Source organism: Pseudomonas sp. KB_15 (assembly GCF_052114525.1).
Taxonomy (GTDB): domain Bacteria; phylum Pseudomonadota; class Gammaproteobacteria; order Pseudomonadales; family Pseudomonadaceae; genus Aquipseudomonas.
Window position 1 is genome coordinate 1 of sequence record NZ_JBFREX010000013.1, and the last position, 17031, is coordinate 17031.

Annotated in this window: 18 protein-coding genes; 5 read left to right on the forward strand and 13 right to left on the reverse strand. The window is 61.0% G+C overall.

Annotation, left to right across the window (positions count from 1 at the left end; genetic code table 11):
- The 3 genes from AB4Z35_RS13635 to AB4Z35_RS13645 form a co-directional block, all read right to left on the reverse strand.
- Positions 1 to 473, reverse strand: a 473-nt coding sequence (locus AB4Z35_RS13635) for a DUF1175 family protein (RefSeq protein WP_442097585.1), incomplete at its 3' end; no start/stop codon positions are given.
- Positions 470 to 2182: a DUF2138 domain-containing protein gene (locus tag AB4Z35_RS13640; RefSeq protein WP_442097586.1), complete on the reverse strand. Its 1713-nt coding sequence runs from the start codon at positions 2180 to 2182 to the stop codon at positions 470 to 472. The genes AB4Z35_RS13635 and AB4Z35_RS13640, both read right to left, overlap by 4 nt.
- Before the next feature lie 39 nt (positions 2183 to 2221).
- On the reverse strand, positions 2222 to 3013 hold the full coding sequence (locus AB4Z35_RS13645) for a YfaP family protein (protein ID WP_442097587.1): 792 nt from the start codon (positions 3011 to 3013) through the stop codon (positions 2222 to 2224).
- Positions 3014 to 3290: 277 nt separating this feature from the next.
- On the opposite strand from AB4Z35_RS13645, the gene AB4Z35_RS13650 reads away from it, so the two are divergent.
- The 5 genes from AB4Z35_RS13650 (at position 3291) to AB4Z35_RS13670 (ending at position 9664) form a co-directional block, all read left to right on the forward strand.
- Positions 3291 to 4436: a Fic family protein gene (locus tag AB4Z35_RS13650; RefSeq protein ID WP_442097588.1), complete on the forward strand. Its 1146-nt coding sequence runs from the start codon at positions 3291 to 3293 to the stop codon at positions 4434 to 4436.
- Between the two features lie 97 nt (positions 4437 to 4533).
- Positions 4534 to 4776 carry an exodeoxyribonuclease VII small subunit gene (locus AB4Z35_RS13655; RefSeq protein ID WP_007970180.1) on the forward strand — a complete coding sequence of 81 codons (243 nt, stop codon included), beginning with the start codon at positions 4534 to 4536 and terminating at the stop codon, positions 4774 to 4776.
- Positions 4773 to 5660, forward strand: coding sequence for a (2E,6E)-farnesyl diphosphate synthase (gene ispA, locus AB4Z35_RS13660; protein WP_007994159.1), 888 nt, complete (start codon positions 4773 to 4775; stop codon positions 5658 to 5660). Before AB4Z35_RS13655 ends, ispA begins: the two co-directional genes overlap by 4 nt.
- Positions 5661 to 5751: 91 nt before the next feature.
- Positions 5752 to 7650: a 1-deoxy-D-xylulose-5-phosphate synthase gene (gene dxs, locus AB4Z35_RS13665; RefSeq protein ID WP_442097590.1), complete on the forward strand. Its 1899-nt coding sequence runs from the start codon at positions 5752 to 5754 to the stop codon at positions 7648 to 7650.
- Between the two features lie 154 nt (positions 7651 to 7804).
- Positions 7805 to 9664 (forward strand): TonB-dependent receptor domain-containing protein, encoded by a 1860-nt coding sequence (locus AB4Z35_RS13670; RefSeq protein WP_442097591.1) that lies wholly within the window; start codon positions 7805 to 7807, stop codon positions 9662 to 9664.
- A 137-nt stretch (positions 9665 to 9801) separates the two neighbouring features.
- Here the strand turns inward: AB4Z35_RS13670 and AB4Z35_RS13675 are convergent, their stop codons facing one another.
- The 10 genes from AB4Z35_RS13675 to AB4Z35_RS13720 form a co-directional block, all read right to left on the reverse strand.
- Positions 9802 to 10602 (reverse strand): cobalamin-binding protein, encoded by an 801-nt coding sequence (locus AB4Z35_RS13675; protein WP_442097592.1) that lies wholly within the window; start codon positions 10600 to 10602, stop codon positions 9802 to 9804.
- Positions 10602 to 11021 carry an MFS transporter gene (locus tag AB4Z35_RS13680; RefSeq protein WP_442097593.1) on the reverse strand — a complete coding sequence of 140 codons (420 nt, stop codon included), beginning with the start codon at positions 11019 to 11021 and terminating at the stop codon, positions 10602 to 10604. The genes AB4Z35_RS13675 and AB4Z35_RS13680 overlap by 1 nt, the downstream gene beginning before the upstream one ends.
- The gene (gene ribA, locus AB4Z35_RS13685) at positions 11018 to 11635 is read right to left on the reverse strand and encodes a GTP cyclohydrolase II (protein WP_007984463.1); all 618 of its coding nucleotides are present in this window, start codon (positions 11633 to 11635) and stop codon (positions 11018 to 11020) included. The genes AB4Z35_RS13680 and ribA overlap by 4 nt, the downstream gene beginning before the upstream one ends.
- A gap of 264 nt (positions 11636 to 11899) precedes the next feature.
- A complete protein-coding gene (locus AB4Z35_RS13690; RefSeq protein ID WP_442097594.1) occupies positions 11900 to 12640 on the reverse strand; it encodes a substrate-binding periplasmic protein in 741 nt (246 codons plus the stop codon).
- A gap of 52 nt (positions 12641 to 12692) precedes the next feature.
- On the reverse strand, positions 12693 to 13196 hold the full coding sequence (locus AB4Z35_RS13695) for a phosphatidylglycerophosphatase A family protein (protein WP_007970166.1): 504 nt from the start codon (positions 13194 to 13196) through the stop codon (positions 12693 to 12695).
- On the reverse strand, positions 13193 to 14158 hold the full coding sequence (gene thiL, locus AB4Z35_RS13700) for a thiamine-phosphate kinase (RefSeq protein ID WP_442097595.1): 966 nt from the start codon (positions 14156 to 14158) through the stop codon (positions 13193 to 13195). The genes AB4Z35_RS13695 and thiL overlap by 4 nt, the downstream gene beginning before the upstream one ends.
- A 21-nt stretch (positions 14159 to 14179) precedes the next feature.
- Entirely contained in the window at positions 14180 to 14680 is a 501-nt protein-coding gene (gene nusB, locus AB4Z35_RS13705; RefSeq protein ID WP_008000432.1) for a transcription antitermination factor NusB, read from the reverse strand.
- On the reverse strand, positions 14677 to 15153 hold the full coding sequence (gene ribH / locus AB4Z35_RS13710; protein WP_003228649.1) for a 6,7-dimethyl-8-ribityllumazine synthase: 477 nt from the start codon (positions 15151 to 15153) through the stop codon (positions 14677 to 14679). Before ribH ends, nusB begins: the two co-directional genes overlap by 4 nt.
- 91 nt (positions 15154 to 15244) lie before the next feature.
- Entirely contained in the window at positions 15245 to 16336 is a 1092-nt protein-coding gene (gene ribBA, locus AB4Z35_RS13715; RefSeq protein WP_007984459.1) for a bifunctional 3,4-dihydroxy-2-butanone-4-phosphate synthase/GTP cyclohydrolase II, read from the reverse strand.
- Between the two features lie 16 nt (positions 16337 to 16352).
- Entirely contained in the window at positions 16353 to 17018 is a 666-nt protein-coding gene (locus tag AB4Z35_RS13720) for a riboflavin synthase (protein WP_008000433.1), read from the reverse strand.
- Positions 17019 to 17031: the final 13 nt, after the last annotated feature.

Consider the following 17031-nt stretch of genomic DNA (forward strand, 5'->3'; position numbering starts at 1 on the left):
ATCATCATCATCAGGTGTTGGTCGTCGCCCTGATCGAAAAACATCAGGTCGCCCGGTCGCGCCTGTGACACATCGCGGCTGACCAGATGGCTGTTGAACTGGATCAACTTGATCGCGTTGACGTAAGGCCCGACCTTGCCGCCACCCTGCTGCCATTGCTGGGCAAGACCGCGCTGGGCATCGCTCAATTGCAGCTCCGGCGGCAGGTAACGATTGGACAGGCCATTGCTGCGCAGCCATTTGTCGTCATGGACTTTCAGCGCTTCATTGGCGGCAAAACGCACCAGCCCGGCACAATCCTGCTGATACCAGCGCGGGCTCGGGCCCTGGCTGAGTTGCTCCTGGGCGATGCGCACGAACCAGGCGCGGAACACCTGGGACTGCTGCGGGTCGAGCGGCGGTGTCTCGACAGCGCGGGCGCTCGCGCTCAGCAACAGCGCCAGCAGGCCGAGACTGCGGATCAATGCCGTCACAGCGCTTTCCACTCCAGCGGCAACCACTGCCAGTGGCCGTCGGGCTCGCTGCCTTCGGGCAAGGTCAGGGCGTATTTGCCGTAGCCGCCGAGCTTGCGCAATTTCGGGATCAGGTAGGTTTGCGCAGCGTTGTAGAACACCGGTTCCATGTCCTGGGGCAGGCTGTCGAGGGTTTCCTGCTGCATCAGTTGCGCCATGGAATCCGGGCCGAAATAGACCGGCATCAGCAGGTCTTTGGGCACTACGTCGACCATTGGCGGGAAGCGTTTGTCGAGGGTACCGAGAGCCTTGTCCAGCAGCTTGTCGTCGAGGGAAAACAGCAGCGTCGAACCGTGGCGTGCCAGGCTGACTTTCATGAACGCCTTGCCGGTGATGGCATCGGGGTCTTCGGCCTCTTTGGCCGCATAGGGACCGAAACTGGAGCTGACCTGACGTTGCCACTGGTGACTCTGGCCTGCCTGTTTTTCCACCACCGGGAAGGCACCGTCTTCGACGTTGTTCTCGTAGGCGCCGATCATCGAGCCGAACAGGTTGCCCAGATCCCCATCGAGTTTGCCGCTGTCATCATCGTTGAGGCTGGCCACCAGCAAGGGCGTGTACAACCGCGAATCGGCATACCAGCACAGGCCCGCCGCACCGGCCATGTGTTCAGTCAATGCTTGGGCCACCTTCTCCTCTGCGCCGAGTTTCACCAGCAGCGGTTTCTGTTGTTCGGCAGCCAGTGGCAACGCCACGCAAGCGCTGGCTCCCATGGGCATGGCTTGCCAGATCGGTTTGAAATCGAAGTCCGGCTGATTTTCCAGTTCATCCATGGCCAGAAAGCTGTGCCAGCCCGTGTCGTCCATGTCAAAGCGCAGGCCGGCAAAGTTCGGAATGAAACGCTGGTAACCCATGGCCAGCACACTGGCGTTCACCGACAGGCGTTGCTTCACCTGCGGCGCACGCGGTGGCAGGCCGAAGGCTTCGGGGAACAGTTTGTCGCCATTGAGCAGGGCTGCGATGGCCTGGGTCGAAACGCTGCCGTTTTCCTGTGCAGCACCACTTTGCGGGTCGTAGAGTTTCGCCGGGTTGGACAGCACCACCAGTTTGTCGCCATGGGACGCGAACAGCAGCGCCTTGCTGGCGTTGTAGTTGAGTTGATAGAGCGCCACGTCGTCGATACCGACTTTCACGTCAGCGACTTTGCTCAACTGCGAGTCGTCCAGCGCCACTTTGGCCAGCGGCTCCAGCACCTTTGCCAACCCGCCGCGATCCATCACCAGCAGGAAATCCTTGAGCCGCCCATCCGCCCCGCGCCACAACGCTACGTCGGCAGGCTGATCGAACAGTTGCTCGATCAGGGTGTCCTGCAACTTCAGGTCATGTTCGTAGATGATCCGCCGCAAGCTGCCGATCAAACCCAGGCGATCGGCGTGGGATTCGTAATAGAAGACGAAATCTTCAGTCAGGGTTTCCTTGAGGAACGGTACTGCCAGCAAGTCCTTGGGCAACTGGCTCAGGGAATGGGTTTCCAGCAAGCCATCCGGGCGGCTCATGCCCAGTTTGTCACTGGCCAACACAGGTGCCGGGGCCTTGGGCTTGTGCATTAACCACCCCAACCCACCGGCCACGCCAACGATCAGGCATATCCCGATCAGCAGCGTCGGCCAATGCAGGGAAGATTTGGTCGCTGGCGCGCCAGCAGCCGGAGTAACAGTGCTATCACTCATGTTCACAAAACCCGAATTTCATCCGTGGAACGGGGATGCTTAGTAGTTGAAAGTCTTGACCAGCAGCAGGTCGCCGATTGCGCGCAGGGGCACGATGAACGTCTCGCGTTTTTCATCGACGGTGTTTTCGTTGAGCACCAGGTTGATCTGCGAGGTAATCACCTCGTTCTGGTTGCTGGTCTCATCGAAGTTATAGCCGCCGCTGCCGAAGTTGCCCCAATAGTTCACGTAAACCAGATAGGTGCCATGCAGCGGTGCGGTCATGGTGAACATTTCCGGACCCGGGCCATCGACGCCGTCAGGGTCGAGGCCACCGCCATTGGTCAAGGCTGAGTGCGCCCAGAAGGCATGCTGGCCATCGGGCGTGACAATATGCAGGTCGAGCTCGGCTTTCGGATCGTCCCAACCCAGCACCACGCGAATCCTTGCCGGTGTGCGCAGGTTGTTGGCTTCATAGAATTGCACACGCTTGAGGGACTGGCCTTCGGCACTGCGCACTTCGACGCTGTTGGAACCGGCACCAAACGCATACGGCCGGGCGAAACGCCCTTGCTCGTCGGTGTAGAGGTTCAGCGGATTGCCGTTGACCGCCAACGTGTGCGGCCCGCGCTGAGTGCCGATGGCCTTGAGTCGGCCTTCGATCATCGTGCGATTGCGCTGCACGCCTCGGTCAATCGGCGGCGTGGGATAGGCGACTTGCGGGTTTTCGCTACGGTCCAGCAAGCCGTTGTAACGCCAGCCACCCACCGGCTCCGACAACTCGGCATCCGGCGCGGCCAGAATCACGGGCACGACAGCCAACCCGATCAGCAGCAAAAGAAATGAGCGCATGTGACGCCTCCTGGCATGCATGACGAAACCTTGCGCCTGATCCTGGGCACGTTACAGATGTGGAGACTGCATTTCGTCTGAAAGACCCGTGACTGCCAGGTCGTATAGGGCTCGAAGGTTAGACATTCGGGTGTTTTTTAACAATCGGATGGCTCGAAATTGCGGTGGATATCACGGTAGCGGGTGGACGGTGAGCCGAATAAGTATCATATTCGGCTCATTATGTGAGCCGAATAGCCTTTCCAATCGGCTCATCCCCCTCCAGAGCATCAAATTCATGACACCTCAATGGATATGGCAGCAGCCTGATTGGCCGGAGTTCACCTGGAGTGCCGAACGCTTGGCGCCCTTGTTACGCGAGTGCGTTCAAGCACAAGGTCGGCTAATGGGCATGGCCAGTTCCGTGGACAGTTCGCTGAGCGCGCAAAGTGAGCTGGATGCGTTGTTGCAAAACATCGTCACCTCATCGGCCATTGAAGGTGAACAACTGAATGTCGGCTCCGTTCGTTCGTCGCTGGCTCGACGCTTGGGTCTGGATCTGGTTGATGGCGACAGGGTTAGCCAGCGCAGTGAAGGTCTTGCGCAATTGATGCTCGATGCTACGCAGCATTTCGCTGAACCGCTGACACTGGATCGTTTGCTGGACTGGCATGAATGGTTGTTCCCGGAACAGGACGGCGACCTGGCCGCCCGGGCGATTCGTGTCGGTGCATTGCGAGGCGATGAACCGATGCAGGTCGTCTCCGGTCGTCTCGACAAGCCGACCGTGCACTTCGAAGCGCCGCCTCGACCGGGCCTTGAACGTCAACTCGAAATCTTCCTCGACTGGTTTGAGAGCGGCCGAAGTCAGGGCGGGCTCGACCCATTGCTGCGTGCTGGCATCGCACACTTCTGGTTTGTCACGCTCCATCCTTTTGACGACGGCAATGGTCGCCTCACGCGCACCATCACCGACCTGGCATTGGCACAGGGCGAGGCTCAAGCGATTCGTTTTTACGCAATGTCGGCAAGCATTCTTGAAGATCGCACCGGTTACTACCGGGTATTGGAAACGAGTCAAAAGGCTACGACCGATGTCACTGTGTGGCTGGAGTGGTTCCTGCAAACCCTTTTGTGYAGCCTGCAACAAGCCATGACACGGATCGACAGTGTGCTGGGCAAGGCGCGATTCTGGCAGGCGCACCAGACATCCAGGCTGTCGGCCGAACAAACCAAGGTACTGAATCGCTTGCTCGATGGCGGCGAAAGAGGCTTCGAGCACGGTATCAGTGCGGCTCAATACCAGGCCGTCGCCAAAGTATCCAAAGCGACCGCGACCCGTCATCTGACCGAACTGCTGAACAAAGACTGCCTGCAACGCCTGCCCGGGGGTGGGCGCAGTACTCGGTACCAGATCAAATATCCCGACGAGGCGCAATCCTGAGCACTGAAACCATTGCACCAATCACCCCGCTCATTTGCCCATAAACCCCCTATCTGCTAGTGTCGCGCCGGTTTAACGTCAACCGGAAATCGCCGCCATGGCCCGCAAAAAAGCTGCACTGGATTTCGAACAGTCCCTCGCCGACCTGCAAACGCTGGTGGAGCGTCTGGAGAATGGCGAATTGTCGCTGGAAGACTCGCTGGCCGCTTTCGAGCAAGGCATCGGTCTGACCCGCGATTGCCAGGCGGCGCTGGCCCAGGCCGAGCAAAAGGTTCAGGTGCTGCTCGAACGTGATGGCGAGTTGGCCGAGGAACCCTTCGACGCGGATCAGCCAGAATGATTGCAGCGTACTCGGCAACCAGCCAGGCTCGTGTCAATGCGGCCCTGGAAACCCTGTTCACGGCACCGAGCCCGGAGCTGGCGCGGCTGTACGAGGCCATGCGCTACAGCGTGATGAATGGCGGCAAACGCGTGCGTCCACTGCTGGCCTACGCCGCGTGCGAAGCGTTGGGCGGCAAGGCCGAGCAAGCCAACGGCGCGGCCTGTGCGGTGGAACTGATCCACGCCTACTCGCTGGTGCATGATGATTTGCCGGCCATGGACGATGACGATCTGCGTCGCGGCCAGCCAACCACCCACAAGAAATTCGATGAAGCCTGCGCGATCCTTGCCGGCGACGGCTTGCAGAGCCTGGCCTTCAGCGCCCTGCTCGACCCACGCTTGAGCACTTCGCAGGCCGAAATCCGCCTGCAAATGGTCAGCGCCCTGGCACTGGCGGCAGGCCCGGCGGGCATGGTCGGCGGTCAGGCCATCGACCTCGGCTCGGTCGGCCTGAAGCTCGACCAGAAAGCCCTGGAGTACATGCACCGGCACAAGACCGGCGCGTTGATCGAGGTCAGCGTCAAACTCGGTGCCCTGGCCAGCGGCCGTGCCGAGAAAGACGAACTCAAGTCCCTGCAGACTTATGCACAGGCCATCGGCCTGGCATTCCAGGTCCAGGACGACATTCTCGACGTCGAAAGCGATACCGAAACCCTCGGCAAACGCCAGGGCGCCGACATTGCCCGGGACAAACCGACCTACCCGGCCCTGCTCGGCCTCGACGCCGCCAAGGCCTATGCCCTGGAATTGCGCGACCAGGCCCTGCACGCACTGCGACCGTTTGACGCGGCAGCCGAGCCGTTGCGTGATCTGGCCCGGTATATCGTCGATCGCCGCAGCTGACGGCGTATCCGCCAAAAAAAACCAACGCGTGGGCAGGGGACGAAGCATCAGGTAAACTGCCGCATCTTTTATACCTATAACGATTCGCCTGATGCCCACGACGTTTCATGAGATTCCCCGCAAGCGCCCGACCACGCCCCTGCTCGACCGCGCGAACACGCCGGACGGCCTGCGCCGGTTAGGCGAAGCCGAGCTGGAAACCCTGGCCGATGAGTTGCGCCTGGAATTGCTCTACACGGTCGGCCAGACCGGTGGGCATTTCGGTGCCGGCCTGGGCGTGATCGAGCTGACCATCGCGCTGCATTACGTCTTTGACACCCCGGACGACCGGTTGGTGTGGGACGTGGGTCATCAGGCTTATCCGCACAAGATCCTCACCGGTCGTCGCGAGCGCATGGGCACCCTGCGCCAGAAGGACGGCGTCGCGGCCTTCCCGCGCCGCTCCGAGAGCGAGTACGACACCTTTGGTGTCGGCCACTCCAGCACATCGATCAGTGCGGCGCTGGGCATGGCGATTGCCGCCCGCCTGCAAAACAGTGAACGCAAGGCCATCGCGGTGATCGGCGACGGCGCGTTGACCGCGGGCATGGCGTTCGAGGCGCTGAACCATGCGCCGGAAGTGGACGCCAACATGCTGGTGATCCTCAACGACAACGACATGTCGATCTCACGTAACGTCGGTGGCTTGTCGAACTATCTGGCGAAGATCCTTTCCAGCCGCACCTACGCGAGCATGCGCGAGGGCAGCAAGAAAGTGCTGTCGCGCCTGCCCGGTGCCTGGGAAATCGCCCGCCGCACCGAAGAATATGCCAAAGGCATGCTGGTTCCCGGCACGCTGTTCGAAGAGCTGGGCTGGAACTACATCGGTCCGATCGATGGCCACGACCTGCCGACCCTGATCGCCACCCTGCGCAACATGCGCGATCTGAAAGGCCCGCAGTTCCTGCACGTCGTCACCAAGAAAGGCAAAGGCTTCGCCCCGGCGGAAGTCGACCCGATCGGTTACCACGCCATCACCAAACTCGAACCTCTGGACGCTCCGGCCGCTGCGCCGAAAAAGGCCAGCGGGCCGAAATACTCCGGTGTGTTCGGTGAATGGCTGTGCGACATGGCGGCGGCCGATCCACGTCTGGTCGGGATTACCCCGGCGATGAAGGAAGGCTCGGACCTGGTCGCTTTCAGCGAACGTTTCCCACTGCGCTACTTCGACGTGGCCATTGCCGAACAGCACGCCGTCACCCTCGCGGCCGGCATGGCCTGCGAAGGCGCCAAACCCGTGGTCGCCATCTATTCGACCTTCCTGCAGCGCGGCTACGACCAACTGGTGCATGACGTCGCCGTGCAGAATCTCGACGTACTGTTCGCCATCGACCGCGCCGGCCTTGTGGGTGAAGACGGTCCGACCCATGCAGGCAGCTTCGACCTGTCGTTCCTGCGTTGCATCCCGGGCATGCTGGTGATGACCCCGAGCGATGAAAACGAGCTGCGCAAAATGCTCACCACCGGTCACCTGTATGAAGGCCCGGCGGCCGTGCGCTATCCACGCGGCAATGGCCCGAACGCGACCATCGAGAAAGACCTCGAATCGATCGAGATCGGCAAGGGTGTGATTCGCCGCCAGGGCAGCAAAGTTGCCCTGCTGGTGTTCGGCGTGCAACTGGCCGAAGCCCTGAAAGTCGCCGAGACGCTGGACGCGACCGTGGTCGACATGCGTTTCGTCAAACCACTCGATGAAGCACTGGTTCGCGAAATCGCCGGTAGCCACGAGCTACTGGTGACCGTCGAAGAAAACGCGATCATGGGCGGTGCCGGTGGCGCGGTCAGCGAGTTCCTCGCTCGCGAGAACATCCTCAAGTCGATGCTGCACCTGGGCTTGCCGGACATTTACGTCGAACACGCCAAGCCTGCGCAAATGCTGGCCGAGTGTGGGCTGGATGAAGCCGGGATCGAGGCTTCGATCCGCGAGCGCCTGCAACTGCTCAACATCTAAATCTCTGGATACATGCAATCCCCCCTGTGGGAGCGGGCTTGCTCGCGAAAGCGTCGGATCATTCAACTGGAAAGTTGACTGACACTCCGCCTTCGCGAGCAAGCCCGCTCCCACATTTGATTTGTGTGCGCCACGAAACACCAACGGACTACCCATGAAACTCTCCCCCTTCGCCCTGACGCTGGCCCTGTTGCCGGCCGGCCCACTGCTGGCCGACACCTTCGAACGCGATCAAGCCCTGAAGCTGCCCGACGTATTGATCAGCGCCAACCGCCAGGTCGAAGCGCGCAATGACAGCAGCGCCGCCAACACTGTATTCACCCGCGAAGACATCGATCGCCTGCAACCCGACAGCGTTACCGATCTGCTACGTCGGGTGCCGGGTGTGCAGGTTTCGCAAACGGGTGGGCGCGGCAGCCTTCCGGGTGTCTACATCCGCGGCACGCAGTCGGCCCAGAGCCTGGTGTTGGTGGACGGCCAGCGCATCGGCAGCTCGACCTCCGGCGACAGCAATCTGCAACACATCAATATCGAGCAGGTCGAGCGCGTGGAAGTGCTGCGCGGTTCCCGTTCGGTGATTTATGGCAGTGATGCGATTGGCGGGGTGATCCAGATCTTCACCCGCCGTGGCGGCGAGCAAGGTCTGCAACCGCGTTTGCACACGGGTTTTGGCAGCAACCAGTCCTGGGAGCACAGCCTTGGCCTGTCCGGTGGTGATGAGCGAACCCGCTTCAACCTCGGCGCCAGCCTCGACGAAACCGCCGGGATCAATCGCACCCACGAGCCACACCCCAGCGACGGCGACCATGACGCGTATCGCAACCAGTCGTTCAGCCTGAGCTTGAGCCATGCCCTCGGCGATGACATCGAGATCGGCGCCAACGTGCTGGACAACCGTGGCAAGAGCGAGTTCGACAGCCCGTTCGGGGCAGTCCAACAGCAGCCCTACAACGAATTCGATGTGAGTAGTGTCAGCAGTTACATCGACGCGCGCATCAATGAAGCATGGAAAACCCGTGTCGAACTCGGTCACAGTGAAAACCGCGAGAAGACCTTCGACAAGCTCAGCGATGAGCGCAGTGTTTTCAATACTTACCGCGATTCGGTGAACTGGCAGAACGACCTGACGCTCAACGAGCGCAACAGCCTGCTGCTGGGTGGCGACTGGTATGAAGACCGGGTCAACAGCAGCACGGCGTACGACGAGGACAGCCGCTGGAACCGCGCCGCGTTTATCCAGCATCGCTTTCAGGCGGACAGTTTCTCCACGGAGTTGGGCCTGCGTCACGACGATAACCAGCAGTTCGGTAGCCAGAATACCTGGAGCGGCACCTTCATCCTGCCGCTGAACCCGGACAACGAAATGCTGCTGACCTACAGCGAAGGCTTCCGCGCGCCGACGTTCAACGACCTGTACTACCCCGACTTCAGCAACCCGGACCTGAAGCCTGAAACCTCGAAAAGCTATGAGCTGCAATGGCGCAGCCAGTTGACCGAGAGCAGTCGTCTGGAGGCCTCGCTGTATCGCACCGACCTTGAAGACGCGATCATCTTCGGCAGCAACTCGCGCCCGGAGAACGTTGCCTCGGCGCGGATAAACGGTTTTGAAGCGGCATTGAAGCAGGAGTTGTTCGGCTGGCAGAGCAACCTTGGCGTGGCGATCATCGACCCGCGCGATCGCGACACTGGCCATACTCTGGCCCGTCGTGCGCGGCGCACCTTGAGCCTGGACCTGGATCGGCAATTCGATCGCCTGGGCCTCGGCGCCAGTTGGCAAGCGGTCAGCAGCAGCTATGACGACCTGAACAATCAACAGCCGCTCGGCGGTTATGCCTTGTTGGGACTGCGCAGCAGTTGGGAGCTCAATCGTGAAATCGAACTGGAGCTGAAGGTCGATAACCTGCTGGACAAGGGTTACAGCCGGGCGTTGTACAGCTACCAAGGTAGCCAGTATGGGTATCGCGAGGAAGGTCGGGCGTGGATGTTCGGGGTAACGTGGACGCCTGGAATCTGATCCGGGATTTGTACTGTCTGGACCGGCCTCTTCGCGGGCAAGCCCGCTCCCACAGGTTTTGCGGTTGAATTACAGTTTTGCGATCAAACCGGATCCCTGTGGGAKCGGGCTTGCCCGCGATTGCAGACGCCGCAGTCCTAGCGATCAGGCGCGATCAACTGGCACAGCTTTACAGTCGCCTCGACCATCTGCCCACTCGGCCGCTCCAACCCCTTGTCCGTGACCAGGCGCAATTGCCCTTGCGCTACCGCCGCCACCTGCGGCCAGGCTTTCCACGCATCAAGTTGCGCCTGATCGCTGGCCAGAATCACCTCGGGATTGCGCTGCAACACGGCTTCCACACTGACTTGCGGTGCAGGCAACTTCAGGTCGGCAAATACGTTTTGTGCACCGCAGACCTCCAGCGCATCGCTGATTATCTGCTCGCCGCCGACGGTGTACAGCGGTCGATCCCACACCTGATAGAACACCCGTAATGGCTCATCCCGGCGATAGCGTTGGCGCAATTCATCCAGCCGCTGGCGTAAATCGGTGGTCAATGAAATTCCGCGTTCAGGTCGACCGAGCTGAGCGGCAATGGCCTCGATTTGCGCGGTGAGCTGGTCCAGGCTGTGGGGTTCGGCGACGAAAGTGGGAATATTCAGGCGCTTGAGCTGGTCACGCTGGGCCGGGCCGACGCTGCCGGGCCATAGCAGCAACAGATCGGGTTTCAGGCTGAGCAGGCGCTCCACGTCCAACTGGCCATAGCGGCCAACGGAGGGCAGGTTCTTGAGTTCGGCGGGGCGTTCACCGGCGTCCAGCACACCGACCAGGAGGTCGGCGGAACCCAGTTCAACGACAATTTCAGAGAGCGATGGTGCAAGGCTGACAACCCGCTCGACCGCGACTGCCGAGCCGCTGGCGGCCAACAGCAACACCGCCAGCCAGACCGAGCGCATCAACCGAGTTGACGCGGAATACGGTAGAGGTAGAACAGCACGGCGGTCGACAGCGCCAGCAGCATCAGCGGCACCGCTTCGAGACCGACGAATACCGCCAGGGCACCGATCCAGGCCGGCAGACCGGCGGCAAAGAATGCCGTGCGACGCTTGGCTGCAAGACTGACCCAGGCGGCCGGTTCTTCAGGGGTATCGAGGGCTTTCTGGGTGGCGATCAGCGCGTGTTTGTAGGCACCGAAAAACTTCAGGCTGACAAACATCGAAGCGACACCGGCGATGAACAACGGCATCGCCAGCACCGGCAGGATGGCTTCGGCCTGGCCGAACACCACGTTGATCACAAACAGCGGCAACAAGGCCAATGCCAGATATTGCCACCAGTTGACGGACAGTCGCCGCCGCACCTGACCGCGGGTCACGCCCGGTCTACCTCGCCCTGATGCTCATTGCCCATCATGTGGTCGAGCTTGCTGGCCTTGGTCGCCAGGTAGAGTCGGTTATGCGGGTTGTGGCCGGTGTGCAGCGGCACGCGCTCGGCGACTGCGATCCCCATATCGGTCAAGGCTTTGACCTTGCGCGGGTTGTTGGTCATCAGGCGCAGTGACTTCACACCCAGGTGCTCCAGCATTGGCAGGCACATGGCGTAGTCACGCTGATCGGCAGCAAAACCCAGGCGCTCGTTGGCTTCAACGGTATCGGCGCCACCGTCCTGCAGCTCATAGGCGCGGATTTTGTTCAGCAGGCCAATGCCCCTGCCTTCCTGGCGCAGGTAGAGCAAAACACCACGACCTTCGCGGGCGATGGCCTGCAAGGCGGCCTCCAGTTGCGAGCCGCAGTCGCAACGCTGGCTGAACAAGGCATCGCCCGTCAGACATTCGGAGTGCAACCGGCCGAGTACCGGGGCACCGTCGGCGAACTCACCCAGGCTCAGCACAACGTGCTCGCGGCCGGTGGCCTCATCGAGAAAGCCGTGCATGGTGAATTGCGCAAAAGGCGTTGGCAGCTTGGAAGCGGCGACAAAAACGACAGGCACCGGTGTGCTCCTGATCTAAAAGTCTGAAGATTCGCAGAGCCGGCATTGTAACAGCAGGTTCCGGAGGACGCTTAGGCTGAATTATCGGCGATAACTATCAAATAGTTTGATAACAGGCCTGGCAACACAACCCCTGTGGGAGCGAGCTTGCTCCGGGCGGCGTTCCGACGATGGCGGACGCCTTCTCATGCACCTGTGTCTGAACTACCGCTATCGCGAGCAAGCTCGCTCCCACAGGGTTCAGTGTCTGCCATTGCATCCGGGTCAGTTCGAATCAAACGGATACGGCTGTTTCCAGCGTTCAAAAATCGGTTTCAGCTCGCCGCTTTTCACCAGTTGCTCCATGCGCTGATCGAACAGGGCCATCAGGCTGCGCGCCTTCGGGGTCTTGGCGAAACACAGATACAGCGGCAACTCTGCAATATGGGTGCGCCGCAGCTGGGACGGATCCTTGGCGCGGTTGAGGACGTCATCGACTTCGGTCAGGGCATCGATATAGAAGTCGACGCGATTGTGGGTCAGCATCGACACGATGCCAGTACGCCGTATCACTTCGTCGAAGTGGCGCACATTGGGCAAGTAATGCTGGTAATCGTAGCCGCGGACCCAGGCCAGCCGATAATTGCCCAGGGTTTCCGGGGTGGGTACCGGACTGCTGGCCAGGCCCAAGGCATAGATGTGATCGGTGTCGAAGTTCCAGTGGGGATAGAGCACGCCCTCGGATTCGTCACGATAGGAACCGACGCAGGCATCGACCTCGGCACGTTCGGCCAGGCCCAGGGAGCGCAAGTAGGGCTCGGTGCGGATGTCGACCTTGACGCCCGCCGGCTCGAACACTTGCCGTAGCACGTCCCAACCCAGTCCATGACCGTCAGCAGAGGTGTAGTCTTCCCAGTCTTCGCTGGCCAGATGAATCACCGACGGCGGCGTACCTCCCCCTCCTCCCGCTTGGGCAAAAGAGCAAAACATCGCAAACGCCATCACCATCAAACCGCGTAAAGCCATCCCTGCTACCCCCGATTAACCGCTCTCCTGATTAACGCCGGGAAATCCCCGGTCAGGCGAAAAACCACACCAGTCCCTGCATTGCCAACCAGGCGAACACCCCGGCCAGGACATCATCGAGCATGATGCCGACGCCGCCATGTACGTGCCGGTCAATCCAGCGAATCGGCCACGGCTTGAGGATGTCGAAGAAGCGGAACATCAAGAAGCCCGCGAGCAACCATTGCCAACCTTCCGGCACCAGCCACAGGGTGATCCACATCCCGACCATTTCGTCCCAGACGATGCCTTCATGGTCGTGTACCCGTAAATCGTCGGCCACTTTGCCGCACAGCCAGAAGCCGAACAGCATGGTGATGCCGAGCATCAGCCAGTAACCCCAGTCGGGCAGCATTTGCCACAACGGGATAAAAGGCAGCGCAACTAACGATCCCCAAGTGCCGGGCGCCTTTGGCAAGGTGCCCGAGCCGAAGCCGAACGCCAGGAAATGCCACGGATTACGCCAGACTGACGGCGGTACGAATTCCGCCGGGACCTGTTTGGGATGATCTGTCACGGTGACTCCCGAAAATGTTGATAACCCCGATTTTGCGGGGTGATGTCTTTGCCATCGGCGTCCAGCAGCCTTACRCCAAGCCCCGTCACCACCTTTCCAATCACATGGATCGGCCAACCGTCGGCCAGCAATAGCGGCAACTCGACGGACGGTAAGGTGAAAACCAGGACGTAGTCATCGCCTCCGCTCAAGGCCGCAACCTGTGCATCCGATTGACCGAGAAAGTCGACCAGGCTTTGCGACAGCGGCAAACGATCCCGCTCGACTTCGATACCGACCTTCGAGGCCAGCGCGATATGCCCGCAATCAGCGAGCAAGCCGTCGGAGATATCCATTGCCGAAGTGGCCTTGCCCCGCAGCGCCTGACCCAGGCCAAGCTGCGGTTGCGGCGACCAGTAATGCGCCAGCAACGGCTCGGCAATGCTGGCTTCGGCCGTGCGCTGACCGAGCACCAAGGGCAAGGCACCGGCGGCATTGCCCAGGTCGCCGCCGACACACAGCAGATCGCCCGGTTGTGCACCGCTGCGGGTCAACGCCAGACCGCCCGGCACACGCCCGAATACGGTCATGGTCAGGCTCAGCGGCCCACGGGTCGTGTCGCCACCCACCAGCGCCACGCTGCAGCTTTGCGCCATCTGGTTCAAACCACGGGCATAGGCTTGCAGCCAATCGGCGGTTACCGTCGGCAAGGTCAGGGCAAGGGTAAAGGCAACGGGGGTGGCGCCCATGGCAGCCAGGTCGCTGACGGCCACGGCCAGCGAACGCTGACCGAGCAGAAAGGGATCGCAAGGGTCGGCAAAATGCACGCCGGCCACCAGCGTATCGGTAGAAATCGCCAACTGTTCCCCGGGAGGAACAGCCAGCAAGGCGCAGTCATCGCCGATCCCGAGGGCAACGCCTTCGCCGCCCTGCGCACAAGGCGCGGCGGCAAAGAAATTGCGGATCAGCTCAAACTCGCCCATTGGCAGCAACTCAAGCGCCGATCAGCGCTTGAACGCCTTCACTTCAGCTTCACGCAGACGCGGGGCCAGCTTGTCGAGCACACCGTTGACGAACTTGTGGCCATCGGTGGAACCGAAGACCTTGGCCAGTTCGATACCTTCGTTGATCACAACGCGGTATGGCACGTCGACGCGCTTGAGCAGTTCCCAGGTCGACAGGCGCAGAACCGCCAGTTCAACCGGGTCCAGCTCTTCGATGGTCAAGTCCAGGCAAGGCTTGAGTGCAGTGTCGATTTCGGTCTTGAACTGCGGAACCCCGTGCAGGATTTCGCGGAAGTACGCGCCGTCGACATCGGTGAAATCGTTATCGACCCGGAACTGCGCTTCGATCTCGTTCAGCGACTGCTTGGCCATGTGCCATTGGTACAGCGCCTGAGTCGCGAGCTGACGGGCTTCGCGACGCTTGACGCTTTTCGATGGCTTGCCGGCATCCGCAGGCTTTGGATCGCGCGGGTTGAAACGATCGCTTTCGTCGCTAATCACTTGGCCTCCAACTGCGCCAGCAGGCTGACCATTTCCAGAGCGGACAGGGCAGCTTCGGCACCTTTGTTACCGGCCTTGGTGCCGGAACGTTCGATGGCTTGCTCGATGGAATCAACGGTCAGCACGCCGAATGCAACCGGTACGCCGAACTCCATGGACACCTGGGCCAGGCCCTTGGTGCATTCGCCAGCCACGTATTCGAAGTGCGGAGTGCCGCCACGAATGACTGCGCCCAAGGCGATGATTGCCGCGAACTCGCCCTTTTGAGCGACTTTCTGCGCAACCAGCGGGATTTCGAAGGCGCCAGGTGCGCGGATGATGGTGATGTCGCTTTCGCTTACGCCGTGGCGAACCAGGGCATCAACTGCACCGCTGACCAGGCTTTCAACGACGAAGCTGTTGAAACGGCCCACTACCAGAGCGTAGCGGCCTTTAGGGGCGATGAAGGTACCTTCGATGGTCTTCAGGGTCATTCGTTAGATCTCTTAAAGAGCCGGGACGCGTCTCGTACGCGTCCCTCAGTGATATTTGAACCGCGAATTCAAGGCCGGGAACAACCGGTCATTATTCGGAGGGCACGTATTCTACAACTTCCAGATCGAAACCGGATATCGCATTAAATTTCATCGGTGCCGACATCAGGCGCATTTTGCGCACGCCCAGGTCGCGCAGAATCTGCGAACCGGCACCCACAGTGCTGTAGGTGGTCGGTTTTTTCACCGCTGCGTGGTCCGCGGTTTCGCGGATATGCGCCAGCAACACGTCGCCATCGAGCGGGTGACCCAGCAACAGCACCACGCCGCTGCCGGCCTCGGCAACCGTGGCCATGGCGGCGCGCAGGCTCCAGCGACCCGGTTGCTTGACCATCAACAGGTCACGCAGCGGGTCCATGTTGTGCACCCGGACCAGGGTCGGTTCTTCGGCACACACGTTGCCCAGGGTCAGGGCCATGTGCACGTCGCCTTCCACCGAATCACGATAGGTCACCAGGTTGAATTGGCCCAGTTCGCTGTCCAGTGGCTGCTCGGCAATCCGCTGAACGGTACGTTCGTGGATCATTCGGTAGTGAATCAGGTCGGCGATGGTGCCGATCTTGATGTCGTGCTCGGCGGCAAAAGCTTCCAGCTCGGCGCGACGGGACATGGTGCCGTCGTCGTTCATCACTTCGCAAATCACGCCGCTCGGCTCGAAACCGGCCATGCGCGCCAGGTCGCAGGCAGCTTCGGTGTGGCCGGCACGGGCCAATGTGCCACCAGCCTGGGCCATCAGCGGGAAGATGTGACCCGGGCTGACGATATCTTCAGCCTTGGCATCACGGGCGGCGGCAGCCTGCACGGTGCGCGCGCGGTCGGCAGCGGAAATGCCGGTGGTCACGCCGGTGGCGGCTTCGATGGACACGGTGAACTTGGTACCGAAACCGGAACCGTTGCGCGGCGCCATCAACGGCAGCTTGAGCAGTTCGCAACGCTCGCGGCTCATCGGCATGCAGATCAGGCCACGGGCGTGCTTGGCCATGAAGTTGATGTGCTCGGGCTTGCAGCACTCGGCGGCCATGATCAGATCGCCTTCGTTCTCGCGATCTTCGTCATCCATGAGGATGACCATCTTGCCTTGGCGGATGTCTTCAACCAGTTCTTCGATGCTATTGAGCGCCACAAGGCACCCCCTTGAGTCAGGATTTGAGGTAGCCGTTGGCGGCCAGAAAGCTTTCGGTAATGTTTCCGGATTTTGCAGGCTCTGCGGCCTTGTCGCCCAGCAGCAGGCGCTCCAGATAACGGGCCAGCAAGTCCACTTCCAGGTTCACCCGGCGACCAGGCTGATACGACGCCATGATGGTTTCGCTCAGGGTGTGAGGAATGATGGTCAGCAGGAACTCGGCGCCGTCGACCGCGTTCACGGTCAGGCTGGTGCCGTCGACGGTGATCGAACCTTTATGGGCGATGTACTTGGCCAGTTCCTTCGGCGCACGAATGCGGAATTCCACGGCGCGCGCGTTTTCGGTACGGGCAACCACTTCGCCCACGCCATCGACGTGACCGCTGACCAGATGCCCGCCGAGGCGAGTGGTCGGAGTCAGGGCTTTTTCCAGATTGACCGGGCTGCCGCTTTTCAGGTCGTTCATGGCGGTGCAGTCGAGGGTTTCGCGACTGACGTCCGCCGCAAAGCCATTGCCCGGCAACTCAACGGCGGTCAGGCATACGCCGTTGACCGCGATGCTGTCGCCCAGCTTGACGTCGCTCAGGTCGAGCTTGCCGGTTTCGACGTGAACCCGCACATCACCGCCCTTTGGGGTCAATGCACGAATACTGCCGATGGATTCGATGATGCCGGTAAACATGAGGTTCTCCTCG

Bases quoted from the DNA above. Each gene is read 5' to 3' on its own strand.
- AB4Z35_RS13640 (WP_442097586.1), bottom strand. From the start codon at position 2,182: ATGAGTGATAGCACTGTTACTCCGGCTGCTGGCGCGCCAGCGACCAAA.
- AB4Z35_RS13645 (WP_442097587.1), bottom strand. From the start codon at position 3,013: ATGCGCTCATTTCTTTTGCTGCTGATCGGGTTGGCTGTCGTGCCCGTG.
- AB4Z35_RS13655 (WP_007970180.1), top strand. From the start codon at position 4,534: ATGGCCCGCAAAAAAGCTGCACTGGATTTCGAACAGTCCCTCGCCGAC.
- ispA (WP_007994159.1), top strand. From the start codon at position 4,773: ATGATTGCAGCGTACTCGGCAACCAGCCAGGCTCGTGTCAATGCGGCC.
- dxs (WP_442097590.1), top strand. From the start codon at position 5,752: ATGCCCACGACGTTTCATGAGATTCCCCGCAAGCGCCCGACCACGCCC.
- AB4Z35_RS13670 (WP_442097591.1), top strand. From the start codon at position 7,805: ATGAAACTCTCCCCCTTCGCCCTGACGCTGGCCCTGTTGCCGGCCGGC.
- AB4Z35_RS13675 (WP_442097592.1), bottom strand. From the start codon at position 10,602: ATGCGCTCGGTCTGGCTGGCGGTGTTGCTGTTGGCCGCCAGCGGCTCG.
- AB4Z35_RS13690 (WP_442097594.1), bottom strand. From the start codon at position 12,640: ATGGCTTTACGCGGTTTGATGGTGATGGCGTTTGCGATGTTTTGCTCT.
- ribH (WP_003228649.1), bottom strand. From the start codon at position 15,153: ATGACCCTGAAGACCATCGAAGGTACCTTCATCGCCCCTAAAGGCCGC.
- AB4Z35_RS13720 (WP_008000433.1), bottom strand. From the start codon at position 17,018: ATGTTTACCGGCATCATCGAATCCATCGGCAGTATTCGTGCATTGACC.